16 protein-coding genes are annotated in these 16,855 nt (G+C 47.3%); 12 read left to right on the plus strand and 4 right to left on the minus strand.

What is annotated here, in order from left to right; genetic code table 11:
- Window positions 1–219 precede the first annotated feature (219 nt).
- Window positions 220–1,089 (plus strand): cation diffusion facilitator family transporter, encoded by an 870-nt coding sequence (locus P401_RS0116360; RefSeq protein WP_023466924.1) that lies wholly within the window; start codon window positions 220–222, stop codon window positions 1,087–1,089.
- Between the two features lie 46 nt (window positions 1,090–1,135).
- Here P401_RS0116360 and P401_RS0116365 read toward each other — a convergent pair whose 3' ends face one another.
- The gene (locus tag P401_RS0116365) at window positions 1,136–1,477 is read right to left on the minus strand and encodes an ASCH domain-containing protein (RefSeq protein ID WP_029343298.1); all 342 of its coding nucleotides are present in this window, start codon (window positions 1,475–1,477) and stop codon (window positions 1,136–1,138) included.
- 157 nt (window positions 1,478–1,634) lie between these two features.
- Between P401_RS0116365 and P401_RS0116370 the strand changes: the two genes are divergently transcribed.
- The 8 genes from P401_RS0116370 to P401_RS18150 all read left to right on the plus strand — a co-directional run bounded on the left by P401_RS0116370 (window position 1,635) and on the right by P401_RS18150 (window position 11,964).
- On the plus strand, window positions 1,635–2,120 hold the full coding sequence (locus P401_RS0116370; RefSeq protein WP_029343299.1) for a MarR family winged helix-turn-helix transcriptional regulator: 486 nt from the start codon (window positions 1,635–1,637) through the stop codon (window positions 2,118–2,120).
- Window positions 2,113–3,837 (plus strand): ABC transporter ATP-binding protein, encoded by a 1,725-nt coding sequence (locus P401_RS0116375; protein WP_029343300.1) that lies wholly within the window; start codon window positions 2,113–2,115, stop codon window positions 3,835–3,837. The genes P401_RS0116370 and P401_RS0116375 overlap by 8 nt, the downstream gene beginning before the upstream one ends.
- Window positions 3,834–5,690 carry an ABC transporter ATP-binding protein gene (locus P401_RS0116380; protein ID WP_029343301.1) on the plus strand — a complete coding sequence of 619 codons (1,857 nt, stop codon included), beginning with the start codon at window positions 3,834–3,836 and terminating at the stop codon, window positions 5,688–5,690. The genes P401_RS0116375 and P401_RS0116380 overlap by 4 nt, the downstream gene beginning before the upstream one ends.
- Before the next feature lie 130 nt (window positions 5,691–5,820).
- Window positions 5,821–6,114: a rhodanese-like domain-containing protein gene (locus tag P401_RS0116385; protein WP_029343302.1), complete on the plus strand. Its 294-nt coding sequence runs from the start codon at window positions 5,821–5,823 to the stop codon at window positions 6,112–6,114.
- A 22-nt stretch (window positions 6,115–6,136) separates the two neighbouring features.
- A complete protein-coding gene (locus P401_RS0116390) occupies window positions 6,137–7,528 on the plus strand; it encodes an MBL fold metallo-hydrolase (protein WP_029343303.1) in 1,392 nt (463 codons plus the stop codon).
- 161 nt (window positions 7,529–7,689) lie between these two features.
- Window positions 7,690–9,486, plus strand: coding sequence for a mechanosensitive ion channel (locus tag P401_RS0116395; protein ID WP_034786178.1), 1,797 nt, complete (start codon window positions 7,690–7,692; stop codon window positions 9,484–9,486).
- 216 nt (window positions 9,487–9,702) lie between these two features.
- Window positions 9,703–11,091 (plus strand): amino acid permease, encoded by a 1,389-nt coding sequence (locus tag P401_RS0116400; protein WP_029343305.1) that lies wholly within the window; start codon window positions 9,703–9,705, stop codon window positions 11,089–11,091.
- 93 nt (window positions 11,092–11,184) lie between these two features.
- On the plus strand, window positions 11,185–11,964 hold the full coding sequence (locus tag P401_RS18150; RefSeq protein WP_051656337.1) for a GNAT family N-acetyltransferase: 780 nt from the start codon (window positions 11,185–11,187) through the stop codon (window positions 11,962–11,964).
- A 21-nt stretch (window positions 11,965–11,985) separates the two neighbouring features.
- Here P401_RS18150 and P401_RS0116410 read toward each other — a convergent pair whose 3' ends face one another.
- Together P401_RS0116410 and P401_RS0116415 are read right to left on the minus strand one after the other, a co-directional pair.
- The gene (locus P401_RS0116410; RefSeq protein ID WP_029343307.1) at window positions 11,986–12,432 is read right to left on the minus strand and encodes an NUDIX hydrolase; all 447 of its coding nucleotides are present in this window, start codon (window positions 12,430–12,432) and stop codon (window positions 11,986–11,988) included.
- Entirely contained in the window at window positions 12,429–13,523 is a 1,095-nt protein-coding gene (locus P401_RS0116415) for a nitric oxide synthase oxygenase (protein ID WP_029343308.1), read from the minus strand. The genes P401_RS0116410 and P401_RS0116415 overlap by 4 nt, the downstream gene beginning before the upstream one ends.
- A 187-nt stretch (window positions 13,524–13,710) precedes the next feature.
- Between P401_RS0116415 and P401_RS0116420 the strand changes: the two genes are divergently transcribed.
- On the plus strand, window positions 13,711–14,568 hold the full coding sequence (locus P401_RS0116420; protein WP_023466934.1) for a YihY/virulence factor BrkB family protein: 858 nt from the start codon (window positions 13,711–13,713) through the stop codon (window positions 14,566–14,568).
- Window positions 14,569–14,620: 52 nt separating this feature from the next.
- Here P401_RS0116420 and P401_RS0116425 read toward each other — a convergent pair whose 3' ends face one another.
- Complete coding sequence (locus P401_RS0116425) at window positions 14,621–15,469, minus strand: sulfite exporter TauE/SafE family protein (protein WP_029343309.1); 849 nt, start codon at window positions 15,467–15,469, stop codon at window positions 14,621–14,623.
- A gap of 115 nt (window positions 15,470–15,584) precedes the next feature.
- Between P401_RS0116425 and P401_RS0116430 the strand changes: the two genes are divergently transcribed.
- Together P401_RS0116430 and P401_RS0116435 are read left to right on the plus strand one after the other, a co-directional pair.
- A complete protein-coding gene (locus P401_RS0116430) occupies window positions 15,585–16,433 on the plus strand; it encodes a LysR family transcriptional regulator (protein ID WP_029343310.1) in 849 nt (282 codons plus the stop codon).
- 145 nt (window positions 16,434–16,578) lie between these two features.
- On the plus strand, window positions 16,579–16,842 hold the full coding sequence (locus tag P401_RS0116435; RefSeq protein WP_023466936.1) for a metal-sensitive transcriptional regulator: 264 nt from the start codon (window positions 16,579–16,581) through the stop codon (window positions 16,840–16,842).
- Window positions 16,843–16,855: the final 13 nt, after the last annotated feature.

Here is a 16,855-nt window from a genome sequence, read left to right on the forward strand (position 1 = left end):
AGTCTGATAAGTCAAAAAAGTTGGTTGCCCTTTAAGATAATGCTACCGATTTTCTTAAAAAGAGCCACATGACTCAATCGAATTCATTTTGGTATAGGGAAACATTATTGCGTATTTGTTAATTACCTAGTTTTAAACAAAATGATTTCTCTAGACCCACTCGATTTCCGACTGGTACGATGAGGTTTGCTAATCGCAGAGAAAGTGGGGGCGACGAGAATGGAACAACAAAAATACGATAATCTAAAACGCGGCGAACGCGGTGCAATGATCAGTATCGCGGCCTATATCTTGTTATCATCTTTAAAATTAATCATTGGTTATACAGCAGACTCTGCCGCACTCCGGGCGGACGGTTTAAACAATGCGACTGACATCATCGCGTCGATTGCCGTCTTGATCGGCTTACGGATTTCACAACGTCCGGCAGATGACGATCACAAGTACGGACACTGGAAAAGTGAGACGATTGCCTCACTCGTAGCTTCCTTCATTATGATGGCAGTTGGTCTTCAAGTTTTGATTGATACGATTTCGACATTGTTCGAAGGCAAACAGGAATCACCGGATATTCTCGCGGCATACGTCGGAATCGGTTCAGCTCTCGTGATGTACTTCGTCTACCGCTACAATAAGAAGTTATCCGAAGAGATTGAAAGTAAAGCCGTCATGGCAGCGGCAAAAGATAATCTATCTGATGCGTGGGTCAGCGTTGGGACGACGATCGGGATCGTCGGTTCACAGTTCGGCATGCCATGGCTTGATGTCGTGACCGCGATCATCGTCGGCTTCTTGATCTGTAAGACAGCATGGGACATCTTCACGGAAGCGTCACACGAACTGACGGATGGCTTTGATGAGAAGAAACTGAAGATGTACGAAGATGTCATCTTCGATCTCGAAGGTGTCAAAGGCATCAAGTCCATCAAAGGACGCAACTACGGCAACAATGAAGTCGTTGATGTCGTCATCCTCGTCAACTCCACCTTGAACATCCATCAAGCGCACGATATTGCGACACGTGTTGAGGATACGCTGACGGAAGAATACGGAGTTTATGATATTCACGTTCACGTCGAACCCGAATGAATTCAAAAAACGTCTTTTCTACGCTGACTGTAGAAAAGACGTTTTTTTATGACAGCAACTCGATGTGAAGAGCCAGTGCCCCGTACTGTTGCTCAGCTTCTGGTGAATAGATCGTGTAGGTTGACGTCACGAGTTCGTCGAGCGACCAACCGACACAGTCGATAGCTTCGTTCGGTATGTGTTCATAAAGCGCTCGGAAATCAGGAAAGACCTGTCGTTTTGTTACACGAACAAGTAGCGTCTCGCTCGTTTCCGCATGGGTGAACTGAATCTGGTCACCGACTTTTACCTGTTGCCGTTTTGGATCATTCAATCGAATCTCGACGGTCTTTCGTCCTTGTTCAATCGAACGAAACGGTTCTTCAAATAATCCCATTTCATGTCTCATCTATGCTCACTCCTTGTCTTCCTTGAGCATAGCAAAAACTATGTGATTTTTCACATTGCCTTTTCGTTGACAATCAAAAATAATCGGCGTAATTTAATTCATATAAGTAATTGTTCCTTTTGGAACGATTTGAAATGGAACAAGGAGGCGAAACAAGATGGATCAAACGGAAACGACCCGTTCGACTGCGATGATGCAGTCGTTTTGGAATGTCCAGCGCCATCTGGTCCGAGCAGCGCATCAGACGGCACAGGAAAACGGACTTAGTTTACCGCAATTTCATAGCTTGATGACGATTGCACCGCGTGGACCGATCTCGCAAAAAGAGCTCGCCGCACATACGCACTTACCGAAAAGTACCCTCAGTCAGTCGATTGAAGGTCTCGTCCAATCGGGCTGGGTCATTCGGGAGACGAATCCCGACAATCGACGGGAAGTCGTCTTAAAGCTTAGTGATCAAGGGCAGCAATTCGTCACTGACATCAAGGAACAAGAGAAGGGGATGCAACGTCAACTGGAGCAAGTGCTTGCGACGATTGACCCGGACGTATTCGAACAGATGCTTGAAACACACGCAGTGATTGCTGAGGGAATCGGTCAGATTTTACGTCCAGATCTGAAAGGAGGATGTTCGGATGATTAAGTTACTCAAACGGTTGACGGTCTATAAATGGGCGGTCCTTGCTGTGCTCGTCTTGGTTTTTGCGCAGTCGATGTCCGATTTGTATTTACCGACACTGATGGCGGACATCATCGATAAAGGCGTCGTTACCGGCGATACCGCGTATATCTGGAAAATTGGTGCCGTCATGCTGGGGATTACCGGTATCGGAGCGTTAGCCGCGGTTGCCGCCAGTTATTATTCATCGAAGGCAACGATGGGACTCGGACGGGATATCCGTCGTCAAGTCTTCAACCATGTCGAACGGTTCTCTCTGCAAGAGTTCGACCAAGTCGGAACGGCGTCATTGATTACACGGACGACGAACGATATCACACAAGTCCAACAAGTCGTCATCATGATGTTACGGATGGTTGTCAGTGCACCGATCATGTTCATCGGTGGATTGATCATGGCTGTCTCAAAAGATGCCAAACTATCGCTCGTCATTGTCGCGGCGATGCCGGTCCTTGTGATTTCAATCCTGTTGATTTTGTGGAAAGGGGTTCCGTTGTTTGGGAAGGTTCAAAAACGACTCGACCGTCTGAACCTCGTCCTGCGGGAAAACCTGACCGGGATTCGTGTCATCCGTGCCTTTAACCGGGAACGCGATGAACAGGTTCGATTAACGAAAGCGAACGCGGATTTAACAGAAGTCTCGATCAAGGTCAATAAAATCATGGCGTTCTTGATGCCGGTCATGATGCTCGTCATGAACTTGACGGTCGTCGGTGTCATTTGGTTCGGGGGAATTCGGATCGACAATGGTGGTATGCAGATTGGGGACTTGATGGCGTTCATCCAGTACGTCATGCAAATCATGTTCGCTCTCGTCATGGCGTCGGTCATGTTCGTTATGATTCCGCGGGCAGCCGTCTCGGCGAAACGGATTAATGAAGTCCTCGAGATGACTCCGACGATGATTGATGAGGGCACACAAACCGCCGATCGTGAAAAAGGAACGCTCATCTTTGATTGTGTCACGTTCCGTTACCCAGGAGCTGAGACACCCGTCTTATCCGATATCAGCTTTGCGGCACGACCAGGTGAAGTAACAGCTGTGATCGGGGGAACGGGTTCCGGTAAATCAACGCTCGTTAATTTGATTCCTCGTTTTTATGACGTGACGGAAGGTAGTATCCGCGTCAATGGCGTCGATAGCCAGGATGTACCGCAAGAGGAATTGCGGTCGAAAATCGGCTTCGTTCCCCAAAAGGCGTTACTGTTCACAGGTACGATCGCCGAAAACATTCGCTTCGGGAAAGAGGATGCGACAGACGAAGAAGTCGCACATGCGGCACAAATCGCACAAGCGACCGATTTCATTGAACGGATGCCGGACGGTTACGACGCGCGGATCGAACAAGGTGGATCGAACGTCTCTGGTGGACAAAAACAACGGTTGTCGATTGCGCGGGCCCTCGTTCGTCGACCGGATCTATATGTCTTTGATGATAGTTTTTCAGCGCTCGACTTTAAAACTGATGCCGCACTTCGAAAAGCCTTACGAGAAGAAACGCGCGAAGCGACCGTCTTGATCGTTGCTCAGCGTGTCAGCACGGTCATTGATGCCGATCAAATCATCGTCCTGGATGAAGGGAAAGTCGCCGGAATCGGGACACACGATGAATTGTTTGCTGACAATGCCGTCTATCAGGAAATCGTGAAGTCACAACTATCAGAGGAGGAAATCGCATGAGTGAGAAAAAACGACCTGCCGGCGGTCCTCCGCCTGGTGGTCCCGGTGGCGGAAATATGATGATGCTCGGAGAAAAACCAAAGGATTTCAAAGCAACGTTCCGTCGTTTGCTTCGGTATCTGCGTCCGCGTCGGACGGCACTCGTTGGTGTTTTCCTTGCAGCCATCCTCAGTACGGTCTTCATGATTGCCGGTCCGAAAATCATGGGGACGGCAATCACGGAATTGTTTGAAGGGGCATATGCGAAGTTCCAAGGTGTGCCGGGAGCGGCGATCGATTTCACGAAAATCGGACAGATCCTGCTCTGGCTCGCTGGACTGTATATCATCAGTAGTCTGTTTAATTACTTGCAACAGTATTTGATGTCGGGTATCGCTCAAAAAACGGTCTATGATTTACGCGAGGACGTCAATCATAAACTCGAACGCCTGCCGTTAAAATACTACGATGGTCGTCCGAACGGGGAGACACTCAGCCGCGTGACGAACGATATCGATACGATCGGCAGTACGTTACAACAAAGTGTGACATCGTTCATCACCTCGATCGTGACAATCGTCGGGATTTTGATCATGATGTTGACGATCAGTCCATTGTTAACACTGATTTCACTCGTTTCGTTACCCGTTTCAATTTTTGCGATTCGTCCGATTTTGAAACGATCCCAAAAATACTTTGCCGACCAACAACGGACGCTTGGACAATTGAACGGACACGTCGAAGAAATGTATACCGGACACTCGGTCGTCAAGGCATTCGGACATGAACGCAAAGCGGTCGAGCAATTTGATGCCGTCAACGAAGAATTGTATGAAGCAGGGCGTAAAGCGCAGTTCATCTCCGGGATCATCATGCCGATGATGATGTTCATCGGGAATATCAGTTACGTTCTGATCAGTATCGTCGGTGGGATTCTTGTCACGCAACGGGCGATCTCGATCGGGGATATCCAAGCATTCATCACCTATACACGCCAGTTCACGCAACCGATCACTCAGACGGCGAACATCGCGAACATCGTCCAATCGACCGTCGCAGCAGCAGAACGTGTCTTCGAATTATTGGACGAAGAAGAAGAGATCAAGGAAGTGACGACACATCGTCTCACGCGGGCTGAAGGAGCGGTTGCGTTCGAACACGTTGATTTTGGTTACGGAACCGACCTCTTGATCGAGGATATGAACATCGATGTCGCACCGGGACAAACGGTCGCAATCGTTGGTCCGACGGGTGCCGGTAAGACGACGATGATCAATCTATTGATGCGCTTTTATGAGTTGAACGGGGGAACGATCCGGATTGACGGTATCGATACCCGCGAGATGTCACGCGAAGACTTACGGACGACGTTCGGTATGGTCTTACAAGATACGTGGCTCTTCAACGGTACGATCCGAGATAACCTTGCTTATGGTAAAAGTGGGGCGACCGAGGAGGAAATCATCGCGGCAGCCAAAACGGCGCACGCTGATCACTTCATCCGGACGTTGCCGGACGGGTATGATACGGTCTTGAACGAGGAAGCCTCGAACATCTCGCAAGGTCAGAAACAGTTGTTGACGATTGCGCGGGCCGTTCTTGCCGATCCGCCGATCATGATTCTCGATGAAGCGACCTCTAGTGTGGATACACGGACGGAAGTCTTCATCCAGCAAGCGATGCGTCGCTTGATGGAAGGACGGACAAGTTTCGTCATTGCCCATCGTCTCTCGACAATCAAGGATGCCGATTTGATTCTCGTCATGAATCAAGGGCGTGTCATCGAGCAGGGCACACATGAAGAATTACTCGAGGCAGATGGTTTTTATGCGGATCTGTACAACAGTCAATTCTCTGAAAAGGAAGTCGTTTAAGTTAGTGCAGTGTCGTCTTTTAGACGATGCTGCTTTTTTTGTGTGCATTTTTCTTGAACTTATATACGGTAGGGGGTATATTGAATTCAACAACTTAACAGCCGAGAGGCATCTACTAGGAGGAATCTTGATGAAACAGATGACGACAGAACAATTACAGCAGGTGTTAACCGAAAGTGCCATCCAATTGATTGATGTTCGTGAAACCGATGAGTATGAAAGCGGACATATCGCTGAAGCTAAAAACGTTCCGTTATCCGAATTGACAGAACGGACAGATGAACTCGACGCGTCACGTCCGGTCCATATCATCTGCCTATCTGGTGGTCGCAGCATGAATGCAGCGATGTATCTCGAACAAGCAGGATTCGACGTGACGAATGTCAGCGGCGGTATGATGAGCTACGAAGGAACAATCGTTTAATACACTAGAGGGGGTATGCACAATGTTGTTACGATATTTCTATGATGAAAAATTAGCGCAGGCGTCATACATGGTCGGGTGTCAAATGACAGGAGAAGCGATCGTCATCGATCCTGCCCGGAATATTACACCGTATCTAGAGGTCGCAGAAAAAGAAGGGCTCCGGATCACCGCTACGGCGGAAACGCATATTCACGCGGACTTCGTCTCGGGCACACAAGAGTTTGCCAAACGTTACGACACGACGGCTTATCTGTCAGATGAAGGAGACGACAACTGGAAATATCAATTCGTCTCGGATATTCACTATGTCCTTGTTAAAGACGGTGACCGGTTCAAAGTAGGAAATGTGACGCTTGAAGTCATGCATACCCCGGGGCATACGCCAGAACATATCTCTTTCTTATTATTCGACCGGAATCAACAAGTACCGATGGGCATCTTCACAGGCGATTTCGTCTTCGTCGGAGACATCGGACGTCCCGATTTACTAGAAGAAGCAGCTGGTATTAAAGGAACGACAGCCGTTGGGGCAAAGCAAATGTTTGCGTCGTTAAAACGTTTCAAGGCGTTACCTGATTTTGTCCAAGTTTGGCCAGGACATGGTGCCGGTAGTGCTTGTGGGAAAGCACTCGGAGCAGTTCCGACATCGACGGTCGGATATGAAAAAGCTACGAACTGGGCATTGCAAGCCGAGGATGAGACTGCGTTCATCAAAGAATTGACGACGGATCAACCAGAACCACCGAACTATTTCGCGATGATGAAACGCGTGAATAAAGAAGGCATCGCCTTGACGACTAAAATTCCAGAACTCGTGACGAACGAGGATCCAACAGCGTGGACGTCTTCGATGCAGATCGTCGATACGCGAGATGGTCAGTCGTTCCGGGATAGACATATTCCAGGAACTATCAATATTCCTTATGATGATAAGTTCGTCACTTGGGCTGGTTGGTTACTCGATTTTGACCATGATATCGCGATTCTGTCGACGCCAGAGCAACGCAAAACCATTCAACGAGATCTCCAATCGATTGGACTCGATCGCGTCACCCACTGGGCAGATCATCAGGCGGTACCAGGATCGATGTTAACGGAACGTTATGAGGACTGGGCAGCAGAAGAAGCGCTAGCAGCTGCAGAGCGAGAAGAAGTCTACGTCCTCGACGTCCGGAATAAAACAGAGTGGGACAGTCAACATTACGATCAAGCACAACGCATTCTCTTAGGAAAATTAGTAGCGCGTCAGGATGAACTGCCAACGGATCGACCGCTTGCTGTTCACTGTGCATCTGGCGTTCGTTCCCGGATGGCGGTTAGTGTATTACAGTCACTCGGATTCAAGGATGTCATTAATATTGACGGTGGATATGCAGCGATGCGCACGGTTTTGAACCAACAAACATCATGATACGACGGACTGGGTGGCAGCATATGCCATCCAGTTTTTTGTATTGAAAACAAGAAACGCCACATTCTGGTACGAACACGGGTTTAATAAATCCTTTACCTGGGGAAATTAAAGAAGTGTCAGAAATATATAAATTTATTTAGGTGAAGGAGTGTGGCAGGATGAATAACATTTGGAATGGAACGTCGTTGAACTTAAACGGCATTCTCGGATCACTCGGCAACTTGCTTGGAGCGATCATCGTCTTTTTGATTGGCTGGCTCATTGCCAAGCTGATTGCGAACGGAATTCAAAAAGCGTTAGAGAAGTCTGGGGTCGTCAACAAGTTGGCACCTCAAAAAGAAGGTACACCACCAAAGAAGAAGAAGTGGACACCTGAAAAAATCATCGGGACCGTCGTCTTTTGGGTTCTCATGGTGTTTGTTCTCATCTTGGTCTTCAACATCCTTGATCTGAACATCATTGCTGGACCACTCGCAGATACGATGAGTACATTACTCGCGGCAATCCCGAACATCTTGAAAGCAGCACTTATCCTTCTCTTGGCGTACGTCATCGCGGTCGTTCTCCGTATGATCATTGTCAAAGCAGGAACGAAGCTGATGGCGAACGATAAAGTACGTTCGAACAAGATGCTTCAAGGTCAGACGGACTTATCGTCTTACCCGAAAATCGCGGGAGAAATTGTCTTCTATCTCGTTTTACTTCTGTTCCTACCGGGTGTCCTCGATGCGTTGAACATTGAGAGTGTCTCTCAGCCGTTCAGCCAATTGTTATCGTCATTCCTTGGATTTATTCCACGCTTGATTGCGGCGGCAGCCATCTTCTTCGTCGGCTTCCTCGTAGCGAAAATCGTCCGCGATATCGTGACGAATTTCCTTCATGCTGTTGGAACAGATAAATTCGCAGCTCGCTTCAACCTTGGGTCAACGGATCAAAAAGATGCGAAATCACTTTCGTCGATTCTCGGAACAGTCGTCTTCATCTTGATTCTGATTCCAATCACGATTTCAGCACTTGATCAATTGAATATTAAAGGAATCACAGGACCAGCGATCAACATGTTGAACGATGTCCTCGGTATGATTCCAAACATCATCGTCGGTATCGTTCTGATTCTTGTCGGTCTTTATGTCGGACGTTTCATCAAGAAATTCGTTACGGATCTCTTATCACGTCTTGGTTTCAACAACCTGACACGTCACTTGAAAATCGGTACGTGGGATGCAAACCAAGCTTCTACATCACCAGCTTCCATCGTTGGTGCACTCGTTGAGATCGTCATCGTCGTTCTCTTCGTCGTCGAAGCCTTCAACTTGATTGGTCTTGACTTCATGGTCGACCTCGGTCGTGCCGTCCTTGCGTTCTTACCGAGCGTCTTAACAGCGATTATCATTCTCGCAATCGGGATCATCGTCAGCAACCTCGTCAAACGTACGATGGACAGCCTGTTCGGCAACTCTGAACTGAAAGTCCTCTCAAGCGTTGCGAAGTATGCGATTCTTGCGCTTGCTGTCTTCATGGCACTTGATCAACTTGGTGTTGCTGATACGATCGTTAACTCGGCCTTCATCTTGATCCTAGGGGCACTTGCACTTGCTTTCGGTCTTGCCTTTGGTCTTGGTGGACGTGATAATGCATCGCGTTACCTCGATCGTCTACAGAAGAAAGCAGAAAATACGGAAGTCGACACATCGAACCTTCCAAGTAAGTCAGCATCAACTTCATCATCACCGAACTTAAAAGATGCAGCAAAAGGTGCAGCTTCACAAGCAGCTGATGATGTCACACCAGACCGTACACCGCGTTCAGCTCGTTCATCTTCAACAGATGAGACAACACATGGTACACCAAAAGGTGCATTACCAGAAAATGATTTAGCACAACAAGATGATTACCCGATCGATCCAGACGATCATAAAGGTCCTAACCTCGATCATCCAAACGATCGCCCATAATGTAATGATAAAAAACCTTTCCTTTGTTCTGAAGGAAAGGTTTTTTACGTTTATGCATCAAAGCGTTATTGCATTTTACAAAAGTGGTTTGACCACTTTGTGAAAAAATACAAAAAAAAGACTTATCGAACTTGACATCGTTTGTTATGATTAGAAAGTCAATTCACTCAATGATTTGAATATTCAGAAAAAATAGAAAAGTTCGGAGGATGAAACATGAGTTTGCTTCGCAAGAAAGATGTCAGTGTCATGATGGACATGAAACAACATTCAAAACTGGCACGACATTTATCAGGGTTTGATCTTATTTTACTTGGAATCGGTGCCATCATCGGAACCGGAATTTTCGTTCTGACAGGAACGGGCGCTCTTTACGCAGGACCTGCTTTACCGATCTCATTCATTATTTCTGCCGTTGTCTGTGCATTAGCAGCCCTCTGTTATGCCGAATTTTCGTCGATGATTCCTGTCTCAGGTAGTGTATATACGTATACATATGCTACGATTGGCGAAGTCATTGCCTGGATCATCGGCTGGTGTCTCATTTTGGAATACGGACTTGCTTCGAGTGCCGTTGCAACCGGTTGGTCAGGGTACTTCCAGTCACTTTTAGCGGGCTTTGGATTACATTTGCCAACAGCTTTGACAGCTGCTCCAGGTGCTGTACCAGGAAGCGAGACGTTCTTCAACTTACCGGCGTTCTTGATTCTGATGATCATCACGCTCTTGCTTTCACTCGGTATTAAAGAAACAAAACGCGTCAATAACATCATGGTACTCGTTAAAGTCGCTGTCGTCGTCCTGTTCATCGTCGTCGGGATCTGGTACATCGAACCGGGCAACTACAAACCGTTTGCGCCATTCGGTATGAGTGGTGTCTTACAGGCTTCAGCAATTGCTTTCTTTGCTTACCTCGGATTTGATGCCGTCACATCAGCAGCAGAAGAAGTCAAAAATCCGGGACGTAACTTACCGGTTGGGATCTTAGGATCACTTGCGATCGTTACTGTTCTGTATGTCATCGTTTCTGCCATCATGGTCGGGATTGTTCCGTTTAAACAGTTTGAAGGCGTCGATAGTCCGGTATCTCTTGCCTTAAAAGTCGCAGGTCAAGACTGGGTCGCTGGATTCGTCGATTTGGGTGCTATCGTTGGTATGACGACGGTCATCCTCGTCATGACATTTGGTCTCGTCCGTCTCTTGTTCGCGATGAGCCGTGACGGATTATTACCGAAAGTCTTCTCAGACGTCAATGAAAAGTCACACACACCAGTCAAAGCAACATGGATTCTCGGAACGACTGCTGGTTTAATCGCTGGATTCGTGCCACTCGGTACACTTGCTGAATTGATTAACATTGGAACACTGGCAGCCTTCTCGCTCATCTCGATCGCGGTCATCGTCCTACGTCGGACGCGTCCTGATTTGAAGCGCGCCTTTAAGGTTCCGTTCGTCCCAGTCTTACCGATCTTGTCAGTCCTTGCTTGTATCATGCTCATGTTCAACTTACAACCATTCACGTGGATTGCCTTCTTTATCTGGACAGCCATTGGATTACTGTTGTACTTCGGATATGGACGTAAGCGTTCGAAACTTCATCAATGAATCGACTAACACCCTTGGTGACAAGGGTGTTTTTGTATGCAGGAAATTAGGCGAACGAAAGCGAAACAGCTCAGTGGAAAAGGAGGTTTTTCGATGATTCATATTCAACGCGCACCTGACGTAAAGACAGCTTACAAAGCGATGCAGGATGGATTCCAAGATTATCTGATTCCACTGCACTTATCGGAAGCAGAATTCCAAGAGCGCATCATCGAACGAGATGGGAATCAATTGGAGCATTCATTCGTTGCCTATCATGGAGAAAAACCGGTTGGTCTTTGGCTGAACGGTTGGAAGGAAATCGAGGGTCAACGCATCATGCGGTGTGGAGGACTGGGGATTTCACCGCAGTATCGACGACTAGGGATCGCTAAAGCCTTGTATCAAGCACAACTGAGTCATGCTAAAGAAATCGGAATGGATGGTCTGATGCTTGAAGTCATTCAAGGGAACGATCCGGCAATTCGCTTGTATGAATTGCTTGATTACAAGATCGTTGGAGAAATCGGTTATTTTCATTTAACGGATGAGCGCCAAGAAGCCGCTCTGCCGACAATCGAAGAAGTGGAGTTTTTAAAACAATATCATGGACAAGGGGAATACATCTGGCAGCAAGATCCTCATGTCATGCAGCAATTACAAACGGATTATTATCAATTAGAAGAAAGTGTAGTGGCAATAGCCGGATCATCACTCTTGTCAGTCATCGGTCCCGCAGAACACAAAGCAAGACATGCGACAGAAATCGTCCGTCGTTTACCAGGCACGACCTATCATTATCAATCAACAGATGTGCGGGTGTGGGAAGCATTACGTTCTGAAGGATGGACTCAGCGGGATTTGAAACAATATATCATGCGTCAGTCGCTATAAACAAAAACCGCTGCTATTCATTTAGCGGCGGTTTTTGTAGTCTTCAATCATTCGAGCGTGAGAACCCACTAAGTGATCCGGTAAGTCGTCGAGCGGAACGAACTGGAGCTTGATACTTTCATCACTTTGTTTTAACATTCCAATCGGATGTTCACCGATGTAGGCGAGGGTGACGCTTTGAAAGACGTCTCCGTTCGCTAACGTCGTCACGTATTGCGGACCGGAGTAGACATCGAGTAACGTTAATCGTTCCACTTGTAAGCCGGTTTCTTCTTCGAGTTCCCGACGAGCGGTCTCTTCCGGTGATTCCGCCCATTCCATCAATCCTCCGGGCAAACCGAAGCGGGCTTGGGCTTCGTTGCGTTGTTCGAGCAAAATGTGCTCGTTCTGAACGACGAGGACGACGGAACCGACGAGAATGACTGGGTCATGACCGATTTTTTGACGTAACTGTTCGACATAATTCATTTCAAGGCTCCTTGGTGAAACGGACAGCCGGTCACAGGTGCCGTCTGTGTAGATTTTGGAAAGAAGTTCGGTCGTTTGATCTCCGGATCATAGTCCTTATGGAACATATGCGTCGTTGCCCCACTCATCGGAGGCACGAGCCAGGACCATTCCCCTGTAACATCGCGACCGCATGATGCTTCGTTTTTTTCAAAACGAGCGAATTGTTTCGCAGCCGTATGGTGATCGACGATCGTAACACCGGCACGTTCAAACGATTCGAGTACGGCAACGTTCAATTCGACGAGCGCCCGGTCTTTCCAGAGCGAACGTTCACGCGAGGTGTTCAGACCGAGTTGAGTCGCGACGAGCGGCAAGAGATCGTAACGATCCGTATCAGCGAGGTTACGAGCACCAATCTCCGTTCCCATATACCATCCGTTGAACGGGGCACACGGATAGACGATGCCACCGATCTCGAGCTGCATATCGGCAATCATCGGTACGGCGTACCAGCGGACTTCGCGACCACCAAACAAATCATAGTCAGGATGCGTGATGGTGACTTCAAGCACGAGCTCGTCAGGAATCGGATGCAGGCTGACTTGTCCATCGAGTTCAATCAACAGGGGCAGGATATCAAACGGTGTATGCGCTCCGGTCCAACCAAGTGCTTCACATTGGCGCGTCAGGTCGATGGAAGCCGGATCGCCGATGACTCCTGTTGCTGTCTCATAACCTGCATAACGAATCAGTTGGTGATTATGAAGCCGGACACGTGCCGGATGGAAAATCGTGATCGTCGAGCGAATCCGTCCTTCGTTCGTCGCGAACCGGATATGCTCAAATAACGCGTCGCGGACCGCTTCGACGGTCAACGCATCCCGTGCGTCAAAGACATGGAGTTGTTCCCAAAAGAGACGTCCGACACATCGGTTACTATTGCGCCAAGCAAGCTTGGCACCGAACGCCAGCTCGGAAGTCGTTTGCTCGTATGTTCCCGTCTTCTCGATGGAACGAATGACTTCTTGCTGACGTACGGACATTTCAGGGTATTGTTCTATATAAGAAGTAAAGAAGCGTTCTGCTTCTGTTTGAGTGAGTGGGTACACGAATCGAAATCCTTTCTGAAAAACAAGCACGATACATTCTCTGTTCTTAGTGTACCCCGCGAGGAAACGAAGCGCCAAACTTGAATGATGTATAAGGTTGTTATAAGTTCAAAAGACTTCCAAAAGTTTAAAGGAAGTACGAAATGGGGGATAGTGTAGAGAATTAGTTGAAAGTGAGGAAATATGTATGTCTTTAATCAAACCTGTATTTGCCCGTTTTTTTGGCGAAGCCTTTTTTGATAAATCGGCTCAGCTCGCCTATTATCTGATGTTGTCCTTATTTCCGTTCTTATTATTTGTAGTTGGCATCGTCTCGTTCTTACCGTTTACGTCGGATAACGTGCTGGACTTAATTCGACCATTTGCTCCAGCAGAAACGTACGACTTGATTCAGCGGAACGTCGTCGGAATCTTTGATCAGGGTGGTTTCAAGCTTGCCTCAATCAGTTTCCTTGCCGCCTTTTGGCTCGCTTCAATGTCGGTCCAGTCGCTTGTCCGCTCGCTAAACGATGCGCTCGAAGTGACACGAAAAGCGCCATTCTGGCGCGGACTGTTGCAAGACTTCGCCTTTACGATCGGGATGATGATCATCCTTCCGATTTCATTGATTGTTCCGATTTCAGAAAAGTTAACACGACGTTTCATCAATCACTTTGCAATCGTCGCTGATTTCGTGACGAACTATTCGTGGATCTGGTTCTTATTCCGTTGGGGACTCGGGACGTTGTTCTTACTTGTCTTTTTCATCTTATTGTATCGGATCTTACCGAGTGTCCGACTAACGGTTCGTCAGGTACTCCCTGGAGCCATTTTTGCAACGATTGCCTGGCAAGTCGTCTCGGAATTTTTCTCCTATTACGCTGAGTTCGGTAGTTACGATCGTCTTTACGGTCAGCTTGCCGGAATCATCGTCTTGATGACATGGTTCTATTTGTCCGCTGTCGTCCTGATGTTAGGGGGATTGATGAATGCGGAACGGATGCGTCAGAAAAAAGAGGCAAAAATCATGAAACCACAAAAAATCAAAGAAGAAAGCGTGCGTTAATCATTGGGCACGCAAAAAAGCAGCTGACACATATCGTCAGCTGCTTTTTCATTTAGGCAGTTTTAAGAATCCGGTAGCCGAAGACGCTTAACAAACTAAGTGTGAATAGAGCAAGCAAGACAAGTGACAGATAAGGAAGACCGAACACTTTGACAATGACGCTTAAGGCGACGACGCCATAAAAGATTCCTAATGTCTTTTGGACGAACGGTTCATTGAAGCGATGCAAGAGTGAAGCACCGAGTGGTGAGCCGATGAACGCACCGATGATTAAGGCGATCCCGAGTGATAACGGAGCACTGGTTCCGGAAGCGACATAACTCGTCACTCCTCCGAGAACGATCAATGTCGCAGAGGCGATGCTCGTTCCGATTGCTTGTTTGAGCGGAAAACGAACCCATCCGAGCAAGAGAGGCGTCAACAAAAATCCACCGCTGACACCCATCAATGACGAGAGAATTCCGGCAGCAAGTCCGATGACAGCGAGCTTCACTACGGAAGCATCATGGACCGGAAAAGACGGACGTTCCTTTGAACGGGGACGAAGGAATTGAATCGAAAAACCAATCAGTAAGAAAATGTAGAGACTTGATAAGACGACATCAGCACCAGCATGACGCTCGAGCCAAAAGACGACTGGTGTGATCAACGCCGAACCGATGATCCCGGACAGACCAATGATCCCGGCATCGCGAAAACGGAAAGTTTTTAATCGAAGATGTGATAGTGTACCAGTCACGGTCGATCCGAGTGTCAGTAACAGACTGAGGACGATCGCGGTGCTGGCTTCATAGCCAAGAATCAATAAAAGTGGGGTAAGGATGATGCCGCCACCGATTCCGAAAAAGCCGGAGAGAATGCCGATGGTTGCTCCTAACAAAATAAATGAGATATACATCATGAAACAGTCCTTCTTTCTAATAGGTGATAACTTGAGTATGAAAGAGGAATACAAGATTACAAAAATGAATTAATTAAATACAAATGATTATGAAATGTAATGGGGAGGGGTATTGTTGAAATTAACTGAACTCAGAACGTTCGTCACACTCGTTGAAACACGTCACTTTACGAAAACAGCGGAGCAGTTATTTCTATCGCAACCGACGGTCAGTGTTCACGTGAAACGACTAGAAGAAGATATCGGACATTCATTGTTAATACGTGATTCATTCGCAATAGGGGTCGAGGTATCGGAAATGGGCTGGATTGTCTATCGCCACGCAAAAGAAATTCTATTCCAACTCGAACAGATGCAGTCGCAGTTAGATGAATCGGAAGGTGTTTTCCAAGGTACACTACGGATCGGAGCAACACATACGATCCACGAGATATTGCTTGATGATATGATCCATCTGTTTTCACATGCTCACCCTAAAGTTTCACTGGACATCCAATTGATGAATCATGATCAAGTGGCAACAGCTTTACGACATCGTGAGATTGATCTCGGTATGATTGAAGGAGAACTGACACTTGATGGAATGAGACAAATCGTCTTTGCGAAAGATCAACTGCATATCATTGGAGCGACACATCTTGCACTCGAAGACGCGACGTGGATCGTCCGGGAAGAAGGATCCGCTTCTCGCTATGCACTTCATCGTTGGCTTGATGCGTCGTCGATCGTTCCCACTCGAACGATTACAGTAGATGCGAATTATTTAGCGCGACAACTTGTTTTGAATGGGAGTGGTATTGCAGCGCTGTCAGAACGACTTGTCACGTCTTTCCCGTCTGAATCTTTTACAATTCATGCGAAAGGGATCTCCAACCGGACGTTTCGTTATCTGTTACCAGAGAAAATGCCAACTCGACTAGCCGAGCGTTGGATCGATTTTTTAGAAGCGAATTGGAAAGGCTGACTACAAAAAGATTTTCGGACTCACTGAACATAGTGATGAATCCAGAAATCTTTTTCGTTGACTTATACCCCATTAGGTATTATTGTATGAAATGTACCAACGAGGTATGACGCATGTCACATTTGAAAAAGGAGATGGACTTCATATGGAAAACGGTTATGAAGATCGCATCATTCATCGGATGAATCGGATTGAAGGACAAATCCATGGAATCGTTCGAATGATGAAAGAAGAGGCGTCCTGTAAGGATGTCGTCACACAACTGAGCGCTACACGTAGTGCGATTGATCGCGTCATCGGTCTCGTCGTCAGTGAAAACTTGATTGACTGTGTCCGTCAGGATGATGCGACGGAAAATCATGAACAAGCCGTTGCAGAGGCTGTTCAACTCTTAATGAAAAGCAGATAGAATTTTTTTTTTA

The organism is Exiguobacterium acetylicum DSM 20416 (assembly GCF_000702605.1).
Taxonomy (GTDB): Bacteria; Bacillota; Bacilli; order Exiguobacteriales; family Exiguobacteriaceae; genus Exiguobacterium_A; species Exiguobacterium_A acetylicum.